Source organism: Mitsuaria sp. GD03876, assembly GCF_029840635.1.
Classification (GTDB): domain Bacteria; phylum Pseudomonadota; class Gammaproteobacteria; order Burkholderiales; family Burkholderiaceae_C; genus Roseateles.
The window spans coordinates 16,632-32,390 of sequence record NZ_JAOCCU010000064.1 but is presented as its reverse complement, the minus strand read 5'-3'; the positions used below and the strand labels follow the sequence as shown (position 1 = coordinate 32,390).

At 70.5% G+C, this 15,759-nt stretch carries 15 protein-coding genes; 4 read left to right on the top strand and 11 right to left on the bottom strand.

The window, feature by feature from the left end:
- Positions 1-77: 77 nt before the first annotated feature.
- On the bottom strand, positions 78-1,439 hold the full coding sequence (locus tag N5D62_RS26260) for an ATP-binding protein (RefSeq protein WP_279760988.1): 1,362 nt from the start codon (positions 1,437-1,439) through the stop codon (positions 78-80).
- Positions 1,436-2,098: a response regulator gene (locus N5D62_RS26255; protein WP_279760987.1), complete on the bottom strand. Its 663-nt coding sequence runs from the start codon at positions 2,096-2,098 to the stop codon at positions 1,436-1,438. The genes N5D62_RS26260 and N5D62_RS26255 overlap by 4 nt, the downstream gene beginning before the upstream one ends.
- A 35-nt stretch (positions 2,099-2,133) precedes the next feature.
- Here N5D62_RS26255 and N5D62_RS26250 point away from each other — a divergent pair, with 35 nt between their 5' ends.
- Entirely contained in the window at positions 2,134-2,592 is a 459-nt protein-coding gene (locus tag N5D62_RS26250; RefSeq protein ID WP_279760986.1) for a GtrA family protein, read from the top strand.
- Here N5D62_RS26250 and N5D62_RS26245 read toward each other — a convergent pair.
- Positions 2,580-3,431 carry a MipA/OmpV family protein gene (locus N5D62_RS26245; protein WP_279760985.1) on the bottom strand — a complete coding sequence of 284 codons (852 nt, stop codon included), beginning with the start codon at positions 3,429-3,431 and terminating at the stop codon, positions 2,580-2,582. The two genes, N5D62_RS26250 and N5D62_RS26245, sit on opposite strands and share 13 nt — an antisense overlap.
- 159 nt (positions 3,432-3,590) lie before the next feature.
- Between N5D62_RS26245 and N5D62_RS26240 the strand changes: the two genes are divergently transcribed.
- Positions 3,591-4,691 carry an ATP-binding protein gene (locus tag N5D62_RS26240; protein ID WP_279760984.1) on the top strand — a complete coding sequence of 367 codons (1,101 nt, stop codon included), beginning with the start codon at positions 3,591-3,593 and terminating at the stop codon, positions 4,689-4,691.
- On the opposite strand, the gene dnaB is transcribed toward N5D62_RS26240, so the two are convergent.
- The 7 genes from dnaB to N5D62_RS26205 all read right to left on the bottom strand — a co-directional run bounded on the left by dnaB (position 4,661) and on the right by N5D62_RS26205 (position 10,855).
- A complete protein-coding gene (dnaB, locus tag N5D62_RS26235; RefSeq protein WP_279760983.1) occupies positions 4,661-6,082 on the bottom strand; it encodes a replicative DNA helicase in 1,422 nt (473 codons plus the stop codon). The genes N5D62_RS26240 and dnaB overlap by 31 nt on opposite strands.
- A 197-nt stretch (positions 6,083-6,279) precedes the next feature.
- The gene (gene rplI, locus N5D62_RS26230; RefSeq protein ID WP_279760982.1) at positions 6,280-6,732 is read right to left on the bottom strand and encodes a 50S ribosomal protein L9; all 453 of its coding nucleotides are present in this window, start codon (positions 6,730-6,732) and stop codon (positions 6,280-6,282) included.
- 12 nt (positions 6,733-6,744) lie between these two features.
- On the bottom strand, positions 6,745-7,035 hold the full coding sequence (rpsR, locus tag N5D62_RS26225) for a 30S ribosomal protein S18 (RefSeq protein WP_279760981.1): 291 nt from the start codon (positions 7,033-7,035) through the stop codon (positions 6,745-6,747).
- Between the two features lie 55 nt (positions 7,036-7,090).
- Positions 7,091-7,375 carry a primosomal replication protein N gene (gene priB, locus N5D62_RS26220; RefSeq protein ID WP_279760980.1) on the bottom strand — a complete coding sequence of 95 codons (285 nt, stop codon included), beginning with the start codon at positions 7,373-7,375 and terminating at the stop codon, positions 7,091-7,093.
- Positions 7,376-7,438: 63 nt separating this feature from the next.
- Complete coding sequence (gene rpsF / locus N5D62_RS26215; protein ID WP_091723036.1) at positions 7,439-7,801, bottom strand: 30S ribosomal protein S6; 363 nt, start codon at positions 7,799-7,801, stop codon at positions 7,439-7,441.
- 234 nt (positions 7,802-8,035) lie between these two features.
- Positions 8,036-10,114 carry a VC_2705 family sodium/solute symporter gene (locus N5D62_RS26210; protein WP_279760978.1) on the bottom strand — a complete coding sequence of 693 codons (2,079 nt, stop codon included), beginning with the start codon at positions 10,112-10,114 and terminating at the stop codon, positions 8,036-8,038.
- Between the two features lie 111 nt (positions 10,115-10,225).
- Positions 10,226-10,855 carry an isochorismatase family protein gene (locus N5D62_RS26205; RefSeq protein WP_279760977.1) on the bottom strand — a complete coding sequence of 210 codons (630 nt, stop codon included), beginning with the start codon at positions 10,853-10,855 and terminating at the stop codon, positions 10,226-10,228.
- Between the two features lie 196 nt (positions 10,856-11,051).
- Between N5D62_RS26205 and N5D62_RS26200 the strand changes: the two genes are divergently transcribed.
- Positions 11,052-12,041, top strand: a complete 990-nt coding sequence (locus N5D62_RS26200; RefSeq protein WP_279760976.1) for a DJ-1/PfpI family protein — start codon at positions 11,052-11,054, stop codon at positions 12,039-12,041.
- 155 nt (positions 12,042-12,196) lie between these two features.
- On the opposite strand, the gene ppsA is transcribed toward N5D62_RS26200, so the two are convergent.
- Complete coding sequence (gene ppsA / locus N5D62_RS26195) at positions 12,197-14,608, bottom strand: phosphoenolpyruvate synthase (protein ID WP_279760975.1); 2,412 nt, start codon at positions 14,606-14,608, stop codon at positions 12,197-12,199.
- A 322-nt stretch (positions 14,609-14,930) separates the two neighbouring features.
- On the opposite strand from ppsA, the gene N5D62_RS26190 reads away from it, so the two are divergent.
- Positions 14,931-15,752, top strand: coding sequence for a kinase/pyrophosphorylase (locus tag N5D62_RS26190; protein ID WP_279760990.1), 822 nt, complete (start codon positions 14,931-14,933; stop codon positions 15,750-15,752).
- The last annotated feature ends 7 nt before the right edge of the window (positions 15,753-15,759 follow it).

Below are 15,759 nucleotides of genomic sequence, written 5' to 3'. Positions count from 1 at the left end.
GGCGTGCGCCGCGCGGCCGGCCATCGCGGTGCGAGCGGGCGGACTTCTGACATGCCGCCAGTCTCGGCAACCGTCCCTTATCGCGTCCTTAAGAACCCTTGCGGAAAGCTCACGCGCACCTCCAGGCCGGGACCGCCGGGGCGGTCGAGCAGCTCGACGGCGGCGCCGTGGCGCTCGGCGATCGCCCGCACGATCGCCAGCCCGAGCCCGGAGCCGGCGGTGTCGCGCGGCGCGGCCCGCGTCGAGCGGCTGCGGAAGAAGCGGCTGAACAGCTGCGGCCGGTCCTCGGGCGCCAGGCCCGGCCCGGTGTCCGCCACCCACAGCGACGGCCGGCCGCGCAGCTCGTCGACGCCCACGTCCACCACGCCGCCCGGCGGCGTGAAGCGCAGCGCGTTGTCGATCAGGTTGTGCAGCAGCACCGCGAGCTGCTCGGCATCGCCGAGCACGGTGACGGTCCGGCGGAGCTCGGCGCCCAGGTCGATGCCCCAGTCCTCGGCCCGCGCGGCGTGCGTCTCCAGCACCGCGCGCACCACCTCGCCGAGCTCGACCGGCGCCAACGGCTCCAGGCTGCCCACCGGATCGGTGCGCGCCACCGCGAGCAGCTGCTCGACCAGCCGCTGCGCCCGCGCGACGCCCTGGCGCAGCGCCAGCGTCGCGGCGGCGCGCTCGGCCTCGCCGGCGCTTTTCTCCAGCAGGTGCAGCTGCACGCGCAGCGCCGCGATCGGCGTGCGCAGCTCATGCGCCGCGTCGTCGAGGAATTCGCGCTGCGCGGAGAACGACCGGTCGAGCTTGGCCATCAGCCCGTTGATCGCGCGCACCATCGGCTGCAGCTCGGCCGGCACCGAGGCGCTGTCGATCGCCGCCAGCGACCGCGCGCTGCGCCCGGCGATGTCCCGGGCCGCGTCGTCCAGCGGCCGGATGCCGCGCCGCAGCCCGTAGATCAGCAGCGCCGCGACCACCACCGCCAGCGCCAGCAGGAAGGGCAGGATCTTGGCCGCCGACTCCCCGGCCATCACCCGGCGCGAGGACCAGCGCTGCGCCGCCTGCACCACCCCGGCGTCGTGCACGACCGTGTAGACGATCCAGCGCTGCCGCCCGATCCGCAGCCGCGACAGGCCCGGCGTCGTCGTGTAGGTGCCCTCCACCCGCGCGTCGGAGGCATACAGCCGCCGCCCGGCGCGGTCCCAGGCGAAGGTCTCGATGTCGGTGTCGTCGGGTTCGGCCGCCGGCGTCACCAGCACCGGCGGGCGCCCCTGCACCGCGGCCGGGTTGTCGCGGTGGTAATGGGCCAGGCCCTCGGCGACGTGGCGCAGGTCGCTGTCGAAGACCTCGTTCATCTCCGCCAGCGTCACCGCGTAGGCCGTCAGCGCCACCATCGCCGAGCCCAGCAGCAGCGTGCCCAGGATCCAGAGCAGCAGCTTGCGCTCGATCGACTTCATGCGGCGTTGCCGATGCGGTAACCGACGCCGCGCACGTTCTTGATCGTGGCGCTGCCCAGCTTGCGGCGCAGGTTGTGCAGGTGGACCTCGATGGCGTTGCTGGCCACTTCCTGGCCCCAGCCGTAGACCGCCTCCTCGAGCCGCTCGCGCGACAGCACCGCGCCGGGCTTGAGCATCAGCGCCTCCAGCACCGCGAACTCGCGCGCCGACAACTCCACCGCGCGGCCCGCCTGGGTGACCGCCTTGCGGGCCGGGTCCAACGCCAGGTCGCCATGGCGCAGCACCGGGCTGCCGCTGCCGGCATGACGGCGCAGCAGCGCGCGCACGCGGGCGATCAGCTCGTCGAGGTCGAAGGGCTTGAGCACGTAGTCGTCCGCGCCCGCCTCCAGCCCGGCGATGCGGTCCTTGACAGTGTCGCGCGCCGAGGCGATCAGCACCGGCAACGGATCGCCGGCGCCGCGCAGCGCCTTGAGCAGGTCCATGCCGTCGCCGCGCGGCAGGCCCAGGTCCAGCACCGCCAGGTCGTAGACGCCGGTGGCCAGCGACAGCTGCGCCGCGCGCGCGTCGGTGACCCAGTCGACGGCGAAACCGGCCTGCACCAGGCCCTGCCGCACGGCGCGGCCGATCATGTCGTCGTCTTCGATGAGCAGGAGGCGCATGGTCGCGGACAATGCGCCGCCCGCCTGAAGCCTGCATGAAGACGCCGCCACCCCCGCCCGCCTCCGCGCCCGCGCCCGCGCCGGGCCGGCGCGTCGCCCGCTTCGTCGCGGTCGGCACCGCCGCGGCCGCGGTGCACTGGGCCGTCGTCACCGCGGTGGTGAGCAGCCGCGGCTGGCCGCCGCTGGCGGCCAACGTGCTGGGCTGGCTGGTGGCGCTGACGGTGTCCTTCGTCGGCCATCACCGCATGACCTTCCGCGGCCACGGCCTGCGGTGGTGGCGCACGGCGCCGCGCTTCGCGGCGATCTCCGCGCTCGGCTTCGGGGTCAACGAGGCCGCCTACGCCGCGATGCTGCGCTGGAGCGGCCAGCCCTATCAGCTGGCCCTGGCCATCGTGCTGGTGGCGGTGGCGGCGCTGACCTACCTGCTCAGCAGCCGCTGGGCCTTCCTGCGGCCGCCGGGCGACGGCGCGGACGGGCCCGCTCAGAACGTGTAGCCGACGGCCACGTAGCCGGTGGGCGAGGTGGCGCGGCGCGTCAGCGGGCTCTTGGACGCGTCGCCCACCAGGCGCTGCACGCCCACCGAGCCGATGACGCTCCAGTTCTTCGTGAACTGGCGCTGCCAGGAGGCGCTGGCCTCGACCTGGTGGAAGCCGGACTTGGGCGTGAACACCGCGTAGCCGGTGCGCGCGGCCTGCGCCGCGGTCACGCCGTGGTAGGTCTGCATGTACTTGCGGTCGGCCGCGGTCGCGCCCAGGCCCACGGTCCACGTGTCCTTGCCGTCGGCGAGCAGCTTGGCCGAGACGCCCAGGCTGTACAGCGCGCCGTTGTCGCGGTTGGTCAGCGGCTGCTCGGTGTGGAGCTGCACGTCGACCCACGGCAGCACCGCGTAGCTGGCGCTCAGGTGACCGGTGACGCTGCCCTTCACGTCGCCCATGCCGTTGAGGTACTTGCTGCCGCTGTCGAAGCCGATGCCGTCCTTCTTCTTCTCCGAGCGCTTGCCGCGATACGCGACCGCGGCGCTCAGCGTCACCGGGCCGACCGCGGTGGCGTAGCCGACGCCGCGCAGCGTGCCGGCGAAGAAGCCGCTCGAATGCGCGTACTCCAGCGCGATCAGCGGCGCCACCAGCGTCTCGTCGGAGCCCGAGTAGCGCGTGCCGACGGCTACGCCGCCGCCGATGGTGAAGGTCGAGGTGGACGGCGCCTTGGCCGCGGGCGCGCCCTGCGCCCGGGCGGCGCAGGAGAACAGGCTCAGGCATGTCAGGGCGGCGGCCAGCGCGCCCGCGTGCATGGCGATCTGGCGAAGGACGAACTGCTTGGGCATGGAATCGGTCATGTCGGGAACTCGGTGAAAGAGAACCGGCACATGGGTGCCGGGGCTGCCGACGCAGTGTCCGGAGACGCCATGAAGCCAACCTTTGCCTCGCATGAAGGAAGCATGAAGCGCGGTCCGCGCGGGGCCCCTCCGCGCCCGGTGGACTGGTCCAATTCGCCCATGACGATGCTTCCGACCGAACGTGGCCTGGACGGAGTCCGGTGGCCACGGCGCGCGCTGGACGCCGCGGTCCGGCCCAGCCTGGCGCGCCGGCTGCTCGTCGCGCAGATGGCGGGGCTGGCGCTGCTGTGGGGCGCGGTCGTCGCGCTGCTGCCGGCGCAGTGGGACGGCGTCGAGGTCGAGGACGGGCACCGGCTGGCGCTGCTGCTGGGCGGGCTGCCCGTGCTGATGATCCCGGCCTGGCTGTCGATCGCGCGGGCGCTGCGGCCGTGGACCGCGATGACGCGCGAGCTGGCGCGGCGCGGACCGCGGGACCTGGAGCCGCTGGCGCGCGGCGCGGGTCATCGCGACCTGCTGCCGGTGGTCGACGCGCTCAATGGCTGGATGCGGCGCGCGGCGGCCAGCGCGCAGCGCGAGCACCGCTTCATCGCCGATGCCGCCCACGAGCTGCGCACGCCGCTGGCGGCGATGCAGGTCAACGTGGAGGTGCTCCAGGCGGTCACGCGCGACGAGATCCAGCGCCAGCTGCTCGCCGGCGTGCTGGGCAGCGGCCAGCGCGCGACCCGGCTGATCAACCAGCTGCTGTCACTGATGCGCTGCGACGCGGTCGAGGCGGACGCCTTCCTGCCGGTGCCCCTGGAGCCGCTGCTACAGGACCGGCTCGCGGCGCTGGGCGGCCTGGCGGCGGCGCGGCAGGTGGAGCTCGAGCTGAACGCCGACGCGGCCCCGGCCGTCGCGGGTCAGCGCGCCGCGCTGGCCGCGCTGGTCGACAACCTGGTCGAGAACGCGATCGAGTACGGCCCGAGCGGCGGCCTGGTGCGGGTGGACCTGCGGCGCCTGGGCGACGTCGCGCTGATCGCCGTGGAGGACCAGGGCCCCGGCATTCCGGAGCTGCTGCGCGAGCGGGTCTTCGACCGCTTCTTCCGCGATCCCGCGCAACGCGAGCCGGGCAGCGGGCTGGGGCTGTCGATCGTGCGCTCGGTCGTCACGCGGCACGGCGGACGGATCGTGCTGGTCAACGGCGCGGGCCGCGGCCTGCGGGTGGAGGTGCGCTTGCCGCTGGCGGGCGATCAGTACTCGTCGCCGCCCGGGCTGACGTAGCCCGGCGCCAGGTTCTCGAACTTGGTGTTCTGGCGCGCGAAGGCCAGCTTCACCGTGCCCACCGGGCCGTTCCGCTGCTTGGCGATGATGATCTCCGCCACGCCCGGTTCCTTGCACTCGTCCTTGGTGTAGTACTCGTCGCGGTAGATGAACATGATGATGTCCGCGTCCTGCTCGATGGCGCCCGACTCGCGCAGGTCGGACATCATCGGCCGCTTGTCCGGCCGCGTCTCCACCGAGCGGTTGAGCTGCGACAGCGCGATCACCGGGCAGCGCAGCTCCTTGGCCAGCGCCTTCAGGCCCCGCGAGATCTCGCCCACCACCGTCGCGCGGTTCTCCTCGGAGCCGCCACCGTTGCCGCTCATCAGCTGCAGGTAGTCGATGATGATCAGGCCGATCTGGCCCGAGATCCGCGCCTGGCGTCTGGCGCGCGCGCGCACTTCGCTGGGCGACAGGCCGGGGCTCTCGTCGATGTAGATCGGCGCGTTGCCGAGCTTGTCGACCGCCTCGGCCAGCCGGCCCCATTCGTCGTCCTTCAGCCGGCCGGTGCGCAGGCCGCTCTGGTCGATGCGGCCGATCGAGCCGACCATCCGCAGCGCCAGCTGCGCCGCGCCCATTTCCATCGAGTAGATGATGACCGGCAGGCCTTCGTTGATCGCCACCGCCTCGCCGATGTTGATCGCGAACGCGGTCTTGCCCATCGACGGCCGCGCGGCCAGGATGATCAGGTCGCCGCGCTGCAGGCCCGCGGTCATGCGGTCCAGGTCGTAGAAGCCGGTGCGCACGCCGGTCACGTCCTCCGCGCCCTGCTCCGCGAGCTCGTTGACGCGGTCCATCAGCTCGACCATCAGCCGGTCCATGCTCTGGAAACCGGTGCCGCCGCGCGAGCCTTCCTCGTTGATGCGGAAGATCTTGCCTTCGGCCTCGTCCAGGATCTCGTTGACGGCGCGGCCGGCGGGATTCAGCGCCGCGGTCGCGATCTCGTCCGAGGTCGCCACCAGCTTGCGCAGGATCGCCCGCTCATGAACGATCTCGGCGTAGCGGCGCAGGTTGGCCGCGCTCGGCACGCCCTGCGCCAACGCGTTCAGGTAGGCCAGCCCGCCGCACTCCTCGGCCTTGCCGACCGAGGTCAGTTCCTCGAACACCGTCACCACGTCCGCCGGCTTGCCGGCGTTCACCAGCTTGCCGATCGCGGCGTAGATCTGCTTGTGCTCGTAGCGGTAGAAGTCGGTGTCGCTGAGCGTGTCCGCCGCCTTGTCCCAGGCGGTGTTGTCGATCAGCAGGCCGCCAAGCACGCTCTGCTCGGCTTCCACCGAGTTCGGCGGCACCCGCAGTCGCGCGACTTCGCTGTCGCTGGCACCGGACCCGGGCGTGGTGAAGATCGCGGACATTGTGGACAAGCCTGTGGAAGAGCGATGGATAGCTTGTGGAGCGAGCGGGATAACTCACTCCCGGAAAAGCAGAAAGCCGACGGCTTCGCAGCTGTCGGCTTTCTTGATCTGCCCCGATCTTTGCTGGGCCGGCCGGCCTTCGCAAGTCAGGGCATGCCCGAAGGGCGCGCGATGCGCCCACGGGCTGTGTCGAGCGATTACTCGACTTCGGCGATGACCTTCACCGTCACTTCCACCACCACGTCGGTGTGCGGAGCGACCTGGATCGGGAATTCGCCGACGGTCTTCAGCGGACCGTTGGGCAGGCGCACTTGCGACTTGACGATCTCGGTGCCGGTCTTGGAGATGGCGGCAGCGATGTCGGCGTTGGTCACGGAACCGAACAGGCGGCCGTCGACGCCGGCCTTCTGGGCGATCGTGACGGTCGAGCCGCTGATCTTCTCGCCCACGGCTTGCGCGGCGGACAGCTTCTCGGCGGCGACCTTCTCGAGCTCGGCGCGCTTGGCTTCGAATTCCTTGATGGCCGATTCCGTGGCGCGGCGCGCCTGGCGGGTCGGGATCAGGAAGTTGCGGGCGTAACCGTCCTTGACCTTGACGACGTCGCCGAGGTTGCCCAGGTTGGCCACTTTTTCCAGCAGGATGACTTGCATGGGGTGGACTCCTTAGACCTTGTGCTGGTCGCTGTACGGCAGCAGGGCCAGGTAGCGGGCGCGCTTGATGCACACCGACAGCTGACGCTGGAAGAAGGCGCGCGTGCCGGTCAGGCGGGCGGGCACGATCTTGCCGTTCTCGCTGACGAAGTCGCGCAGGACGTCGACGTCCTTGTAGTCGATCTGCTCGACACCGGCGACGGTGAAGCGGCAGAAGCGCTTGCGACGGAACAGCAGCGATTGTTGGTTGCGCTTGGGCTTGCGGTCCTTCGAGAACCGACCTTTACCACGTGGCGGGGGCATAGTGACCTCTTGATCTATCCAGATGTAAACGATTCGCGCGACCTGGGTCGTTCCTTCATTCCGAGACGCCGGTGATGTGAAACACCGTGCCGCGGCCCTGTCGCTGCGCCGAGAGGAATCCGGTGAACACCGTCTTCTCCGCGAGGCCCAGCTGCTGGACCCGCTTCACGACATCGCCGATGGCCACCGCCTTGATCTCCAGCGCGACCTTGCGCGGGAGGCCGGCTTCGTCGACCAGGGACTCGTGCCGGAGCATCAGGTCCAGGGCCGGCAGCCCGGCGGGGGTGTATCGGATCGCCGCGGTTTCGAGGATCTGCGCCTGCAGGACCAGTCGGTTCATGCGTGCGCGGATCGGCGGGTCAGGACAACAGGAAAGGGAACGTCAGGAATCGCGCCTGTCAGCTCAGGCGGACGCTTCTTGCGGAGCCTTGCGGGCTTCTTCGCGCTCGACGGCCTTCATCATCACCGACGGGTTCGTCTCGGCCTTGTCCTTGACGACGGTCAGGTGACGCAGCACGGCGTCGTTGAAGCGGAAACCGGTCTCGATTTCAGCCAGGACTTCCTTGCTGCACTCGATGTTCAGGCACAGGTAATGCGCCTTGGCCAGCTTCTGGATCATGTAGGCCAGCTGACGGCGGCCCCAGTCTTCCACGCGATGCACCTTGCCACCACCGTTGGTGACCAGGCCCTTGTAGCGCTCCAGCATCGCCGGAACTTGTTCGCTTTGATCCGGATGGATCAGCAGAACGATCTCGTAATGACGCATGTGAACTCCTTATGGATTTCAACGACCGCCGGCGGAACTGCCGCCCTTGGCCTGAAAGCCGGACCCCAGCGTCAACTCCTGGGCCCGGCAAGGGAATCGCGGATTCTAGACGAGATCGGGACTTCCGTCCAGATCGAGCGCCTCGCCGGCGGAACCGCCCCGCCCCGGCGCACCACCGGCGCACCACTGGGGCGCCAGGCTGCCCGGGCCCCAGGACCTCGCGCCGGCCCGGGCTCAGGGCGCGCCGCCGGTCACGCGGGCCTGCAGCGCGCGGGCGGTGGGCGATGGCGCGGGGGTCAGCAGGCTGACCACGACCAGCGCCGCGATGCCCGCCGGCAGCCCGAACAGCGCCGCGGCCATCGGCTGGATGCCCCACCACAGCTGCGGCTCGCCGCCCAGGCCGAGCGCCTGGCGCAGCCCGGCGTGCGCGCCGACCATGTAGTACAGCGTCACGCCCAGCCCGGCGAGCATCCCGGCCGCCGCGCCCTGCTTGTTGGCGCGTTTCCAGAAGATGCCCGCGACCAGCGCGGGCACCAGCGTCGAGCCCGACAGCGAGAACGCCGCCGAGACCAGCAGCAGGATGTCCGCCGGCTTCTGCGCGGCCACGGCGGCGGCGGTCAGCGCGGTGGCCAGCAGCAGCGCCTTGGAGATCGTCACCCGCTGCGTCATCGACGCGCGCGGGTTCATGACGCGGTAGTAGACGTCGTGGGACAGCGCGCTGGAGATCGTCAGCAGCAGCCCGTCGGCGGTGGACAGCGCCGCGGCCAGCGCGCCGGCGGCCACCATCGCCGAGAGCACGTGCGGCAGCCCGCCCAGCTCGGGCGTCATCAGCATCACGATGTCGCCGCCCAGGCGCAGTTCGCCGAGCTGCAGGATGCCGTCCTGGTTGATGTCCTGGATGCTCAGCAGGCTGGGGTCGACGCGCATCCACTGCTTCATCCAGCCCGGCAGCTCCGCGATCGGCGTGCCCACCAGGTGGTGCAGCACCTCGTGCTTGAGCATCACCGCCAGCGCCGGCGCGAACAGGTAGAGCAGCGCGATGAAGAACAGCGTCCAGGCCACCGAGGTGCGAGCCTCGGCGACCGAGGGCACGGTGTAGTAGCGCGTCAGGATGTGGGGCAGCCCGGCGGTGCCGACCATCAGCACCAGCACCAGCGCCAGGAAGTTGCGCCGCGACAGCGTGTAGGCCTCCTGCGCCTCGGGCGAGCCCTCGGGATCGCCGGCGAAGGGCTGCGCGTGCAGCGGCATCCCGGCCAGCGGCTCGGAACGCTGTCGGTTCGCGGTGACGGCGCGCTGCCAGAGCTCGCGGGCCTCGGCCTCGGTGCGGGGCAGCGCGGCGCGGACCTTCTCCGCGGCCTGGATCTGCGCCAGCGGCGCGTCGTCGGCGCGCAGCTGCGCGATCACCTGCGAGACGCGCTGGCGCTCGGCGTCCAGCGACTGCGGCAGGCCGGCGAGCAGGTGCTCGAAGTCCTGGGCGCGCTGCTCGTAGAGCGCGCGGACCTGCAGTTCCTTGGGGTCGCGCAGCAGCTGCTGCTCGCGCGCGGCGATCTCGCGGACCTCCGAGCCGGCGGTGAACTGCGGCAGCGGGAAGCCGGTCTGTTGCGTCGACAGCCACATCACCGGCACCACGTAGGCCAGGATCATGATGATGTACTGCGCCACCTGGGTCCAGGTCACGGCCCGCATGCCGCCGAGGAAGGAACACACCAGCACGCCGCCGAGGCCGACGAACAGGCCGATCTCGAAGGTCAGGCCGGTCAGCCGCGTGGTGATCAGGCCGATCGCGTAGATCTGCGCGACCAGGTAGATGAAGGACACCAGCACCGCCGCGGCGGCGCCCATCACGCGCAGGCCGCGGCTCTCGAAACGCTCGCCGAGGAAGTCGGGCACGGTGAAGCCGGCGAAGCGGCGCAGGTAGGGCGCCAGCAGCAGCGCCACCAGGCAGAAGCCACCGGTCCAGCCCAGCACGAAGGCCAGGCCGCCGTAGCCGGCGAGGTACAGGCTGCCGGCCATGCCGAGGAAGCTGGCCGCGCTCATCCAGTCGGCGCCGGCGGCCATGCCGTTGTAGAAGGCGGGGACGCGGCGGCCGGCGACGTAGTACTCGACCGGGTCGGTGGTGCGGCTGAAGACGCCGATGCCGGCGTAGACCAGGACGGTCAGCAGCAGGAAGGAGAAACCGAGCCACTGCTTGGGCATGCCCAGCCGCTCGAGCACGCCCAGCGCCCCGACCAGCAGCACGAAACCGATGGTGTAGGCGGCGTAGGTGCGGTTGAGGCGGCGGCGGAAGGCGGCGTCGGGCGGGGGACTGGACATGGCCCCGCATCATCGCCCCGCCCTCCCCCGGCGCGCATCCACAACTTCCCCGTGGCGCCGGGGACGAGGTCCTCGTCGGCGGACCTCGTCGGCGAACCTCGTCGGCGGCCTTCAGCGCAAGGACGCGCCCGAACGCACCACCACCGCGTAGAGGTCGGCGATCGTCGCCAGGGCGCCGGCGTGCAGGGTCTCGGCCGACACGTCCACCACGTCGGTGCGGATGGGGCGCGTCGCGCAGGCGTCGGCCGCCACGGTGGGCCGAAGGCCGCGCAGGAACGCGCCCTGCGCGGTGAAGGTCACGCACATGTGCGTCATGAAGCCGATGACGATCACCTGCGCATGGCCCGCGGCCGCCACACGATCGCCGAGGTCGGTGCCGAAGAAGGCGTCCGGCGCCTGCTTGACGACGACGGCCTCGCCCGCCGCCGGCGCGACGGCGGGATGGATCTGCCCGATCTCGTCGTCGAGGTCATAGGGCGAGCCCTTGCCGCCGTCGTGGACGACGTGGATGACGGTCGCGCCGGCGGCGCGGGCCCGCGCCAACAGGTCGGACGCGGAAGCCAGGGCGGCTTCCCAGCCGGTCAGCGCCATGACGCCCCGCGTGTAGGTGTTCTGGTAGTCCACCAGGATCAGCGTGGCATCGGCCAGCGTCGCGGGCGTGGCCTCCAGGCCGTTGAGCTGGCGGAGCGTGGTCGAGTGGGTCGAGTGGGTCGAGTGGGTCGGGTGGGTCGAGGCAGTCATCGGAATCCTTTGCTTGCGGTGAAAAGCGGTGAGACATCGAAGGTCGCGGGCCTTCGGAACTGGCCAGCCCGCCATGCTAGGAATCGCCTCGAATGTCCGCAATGTCATATAAGCTGCAAATACAGACATGGCCTCCCTGGCCTCCTCATCGCGTCCGTCATCGCATCCGTCATCGCATTCCAGGAGAACCTGACCCGTGGCCCCCATCGAGCGTCTCATCGTCATCGTCCTGTTCGACCGCGTCGACCTGCTGGACGTGACCGGCCCGGCGGAGGTGTTCGCGCTGCTCCAGCGCGAGATGGACGAGCCCACCGGCTACCAGGTGGTGCTGGCGGCCGAGACGCTGGCGCCCGTCATGACCGCCGCCGGCGTGCGCGTGCTGCCCGACGCCACCTTCGCGGACCTGGCCCGCCGGCGGATCGACACCCTCGTGGTGCCCGGCGCCGTAGAGATCGACGCGCAACGGCGCGTGCGCGCCGTCGTGGCGCCAGAGGTGGTCCGGTGGGTGAAGACGCTCGCGGCCAACACCCGGCGCACCACGTCCGTCTGCGTGGGCGCGCACGTGCTGGCGGCGGCGGGCCTGCTCGACGGGCGGCGCGTCACCACGCACTGGTCCACGGCGCAGCAGCTGGCCGAGGAGCATCCGGCGATCACGGTGGATCCCGATCCGATCTTCATCCGCGACGGCGACGTCTGGACCGGCGCCGGGCTGACCGCCTGCCTGGACCTGGCGCTGGCCCTGGTCGCCGACGACCACGGGGAGCGGCAGGCCTTGCGCGTGGCGCGCCAGCTGGTGATGTTCCTCAAGCGGCCGAGCGGCCAGAGCCAGTTCAGCGTCGTGATGGCGCCGTCGCCGACGACGCGTCGCATGGACGCGCTGCGCCAGTACATCCTGCGCCACGTCGGCCGGCCGATCACCATCGCCGACCTCGCCGAGCAGGCGCACGTCGGCGAGCGGCAGCTGACCCGCCTGTTCAAGACGGAGATGAACACGACGCCGGCCGCCTACATCGAATCGGTGCGCGTGGAGATGGCGCGCAACCGGCTGGAGACGACGGACGAGCCGCTGGACCGCATCGCGACGGCCTGCGGCTTCAACACCACCGACACGCTCCACCGCGCGTTCCGCAGGACCCTGGCCACCACGCCGGCCGAGTACCGGGGCAGGTTCCGCATCCGGGAATGAGCGCCAGGCGGGCGCCCAGGCGCCCAGGCGCCCAGGCGCGCGGCGGCGCGAAGGCCCGCCCGGAAGTGACAAGGCCTGGGCCCGGTGGTGTACCGGATCCAGGCCTTGGGGCGCCTGCCGGATTCAGGCAGGCGAAGGTCGCGGTGGCGAGGCGCTCAGCGCTTGGCCAGTCGCTGCCAGGTCTCGACGACGGTGTCCGGGTTCAGGGACAGCGAGGCGATGCCTTCGGCGGCCAGCCATTCGGCGAAGTCGGCATGGTCGCTGGGGCCCTGGCCGCAGATGCCGATGTACTTGCCGGTGGCGCGGCAGGCGGCGATCGCGCGGGAGATCATGGCCTTGACGGCCGGATCGCGTTCGTCGAAGTCGCCCGAGAGCAGCTCCAGGCCGGAGTCGCGGTCCAGGCCGAGCGTCAGCTGGGTCAGGTCGTTGGAGCCGATGGACATGCCGTCGAAGTGCTCCAGGAACTGCTCGGCCAGGATGGCGTTGCTGGGGACCTCGCACATCATGATGACGCGCAGGCCGTCCTGGCCGCCGTTGGCCGCGCGCTTCAGGCCGCGCTCCGCCAGCATCTCGACGACCTTCTGCGCCTGCTTCACCGTGCGCACGAAGGGCACCATGATCTCGACGTTGGTCAGGCCCATGTCGTTGCGCACGCGCTTGAGGGCTTCGCACTCCATCGCGAACGCGTCCTGGAACTCGCCGGAGATGTAGCGCGACGCGCCGCGGAAGCCCAGCATCGGGTTCTCTTCGTCGGGCTCGTAGCGCGAGCCGCCGATCAGCTTGCGGTACTCGTTGCTCTTGAAGTCGGACAGGCGCACGATGACCGGCTGCGGCCAGAACGCCGCGGCGATCGTGGCGATGCCCTCGGCCAGCTTGTCGACGTAGAACGCGCGCGGCGAGGCGTGACCGCGGGCCACCGATTCGACGGCCTTCTTCAGGTCGGAGTCGACATTCGGATAGTCCAGGATCGCCTTCGGGTGGACGCCGATGTTGTTGTTGATGATGAACTCGAGACGCGCCAGGCCGACGCCGCTGTTGGGCATCTGCGCGAAGTTGAAGGCCAGCTGCGGATTGCCGACGTTCATCATGATCTTCACCGGGCTGTAGGGCATCTCGCCGCGGTGGACCTCGCTGATCTCGGTCTCGAGCAGGCCGTCGTAGATGTAGCCGGTGTCGCCCTCGGAGCAGGCCACCGTCACCAGCTGGCCGTCCTTGAGGCGGTCGGTCGCGTCGCCGCAGCCGACCACGGCCGGGATGCCCAGCTCGCGCGCGATGATGGCCGCGTGGCAGGTGCGGCCGCCGCGGTTGGTGACGATCGCGCTGGCGCGCTTCATGACCGGTTCCCAGTTCGGGTCGGTCATGTCGGTCACCAGCACGTCGCCGGGCTGCACGCGTTCCATCTCGGCCACGCTCTCGACCAGGCGCACCGGGCCGGTGCCGATCTTCTGGCCGATCGCGCGGCCCTCGGCCACCACGGTGCCGGTGCCCTTGAGCTTGAAGCGCTGCTCGACCTGGCCTTCGGCCTGGCTCTTCACCGTCTCCGGACGGGCCTGCAGGATGTAGAGCTGGCCGTCGTTGCCGTCCTTGCCCCACTCGATGTCCATCGGGCGGCCGTAGTGCTGCTCGATGATCACGGCGTACTTGGCCAGCTGGACCACGTCCTCGTCGGTCAGCGAGTAGCGGTTGCGCTGCTCCACCTCGACGTCCACCGTCTTGACCAGCTTGCCGCTGGCGGCCTTCTCCTCGGGCGAGGAGAAGGTCATCTGGATCAGCTTGGAGCCCAGGTTGCGGCGGATCAGCGCGAACTTGCCGCGCTGCAGCGCCGGCTTGTGCACGTAGAACTCGTCGGGGTTGACGGCGCCCTGCACCACCGTCTCGCCCAGGCCGTAGCTGGAGGTGATGAAGACGACGTCCTTGAAGCCGGACTCGGTGTCGATGGTGAACATCACGCCGGCGGCGCCCAGGTCGGAGCGCACCATGCGCTGCACGCCCGCCGACAGGGCGACGTCGCTGTGGGCGAAGCCCTTGTGCACGCGGTAGCTGATCGCGCGGTCGTTGTAGAGGGAGGCGAAGACCTCCTTCATCTTGTGCAGCACGTCCTCGATGCCGACGACGTTCAGGAAGGTCTCCTGCTGGCCGGCGAAGGAGGCGTCGGGCAGGTCTTCCGCGGTCGCGGACGAGCGCACCGCGAAGGAGGCCTCGGGGTTGTCGGCGGTCAGCGCGGCGAAGGACGAACGGATCGCCGCCTCCAGGTCCGCGGGGAACGGCTGGGCCTCGAGCCAGCCGCGGATTTCCTTGCCGGCCTCGGCCAGCGCGCGGACGTCGTCGGTGTTGAGGGTGGCCAGGCGCTGCTGGATGCGGGCATCCAGGCCTTCGAACTTCAGGAACTCGCGGAACGCGTGGGCCGTGGTGGCGAAGCCGCCGGGCACGCGCACGCCGGTTTCGGCCAGCTGCGAGATCATTTCGCCGAGCGAGGCGTTCTTGCCGCCCACCGACTCGACGTCGGTCATCCTCAGTTTCTCGAAGGGTACGACCAGGGCGGTCGCCTCGAAGCGAGCATCAGACATGGGAAAACTCCGTGATGTTGGGAAACCGGGGCTCCCCGCGCGCTCCCGAGCGGGCCGGTCAGTCCGGCGGCTTCGAGGGAGACGGGCATGACGGCGCGCGCGACGGGTCTTGTCGATTCTTGTGGGCGTCGCGGCGGGGCGTTCATGCGGCAGGCAGGGGCAAGTTGCGGGCGATTCTAGTGGGTCGCCGATCTATGATGTAAGCCCTCGTTCGGGGCCGGGCCGGGGCTTTTCCCCGGTCGAACTTCTCGCTTCGGCACGTGGCATGCCCGTGCCGGCGAAGGCTCCCGGACCGCTTCAGGACCGCCTCCCCATGCCCGAAATGACCCAGCACACCGTCTTCTTCGTCTCGGACGGCACCGGCATCACCGCCGAAACCTTCGGTAACTCCATCCTGGCGCAGTTCTCGGTGAAGGCGCGCCACGTGCGCCGCCCCTTCGTCGACAGCGGCGAGAAGGCGCGGCAACTGGTGCGCGAGATCAACGAGACCGGCGAACGCGAGGGTCACCGCCCCATCGTCTTCGCCACGCTGGTCAACCGCGAGGTGCTCAACGTGGTGCGCCAGGAGTGCCAGGGGCTGGTGCTGGACATGTTCGGCACCTTCATCGCGCCGCTGGAGGACGAGTTCCGCGTCAAGTCCAGCCACCGCGTCGGCCGCTTCTCCGACGTCGCCAAGAGCCAGGAGTACCACGACCGGATCGAGGCGATCAACTTCTCGCTGGCGCACGACGACGGGCAGTCGGCGCGCAACCTGGACTCCGCCGACGTGATCCTGGTGGGCGTGAGCCGCTGCGGCAAGACGCCGACCTCGCTCTACCTGGCGATGCAGCACGGCATCAAGGCGGCCAACTACCCGCTGATCCCCGAGGACTTCGAGCGCGGCCAGCTGCCCTCGCTGCTGATCCCGCACAAGAAGAAGTGCTTCGGGCTGACGATCGATCCCGAGCGCCTGGCGCAGGTGCGCAACGAGCGCCGGCCGGGCAGCAAGTACGCCGACCTCATGAACTGCCATTACGAGGTCCGCGAGGCGGAGACGATGATGAAGAAGGCCGGCATCAGCTGGCTGTCGTCGACGCACAAGTCGATCGAGGAGATCGCCACGACGATCCTGCGGGACATCCGCCCCGATCGATTGATCTACTGAGCGCGGG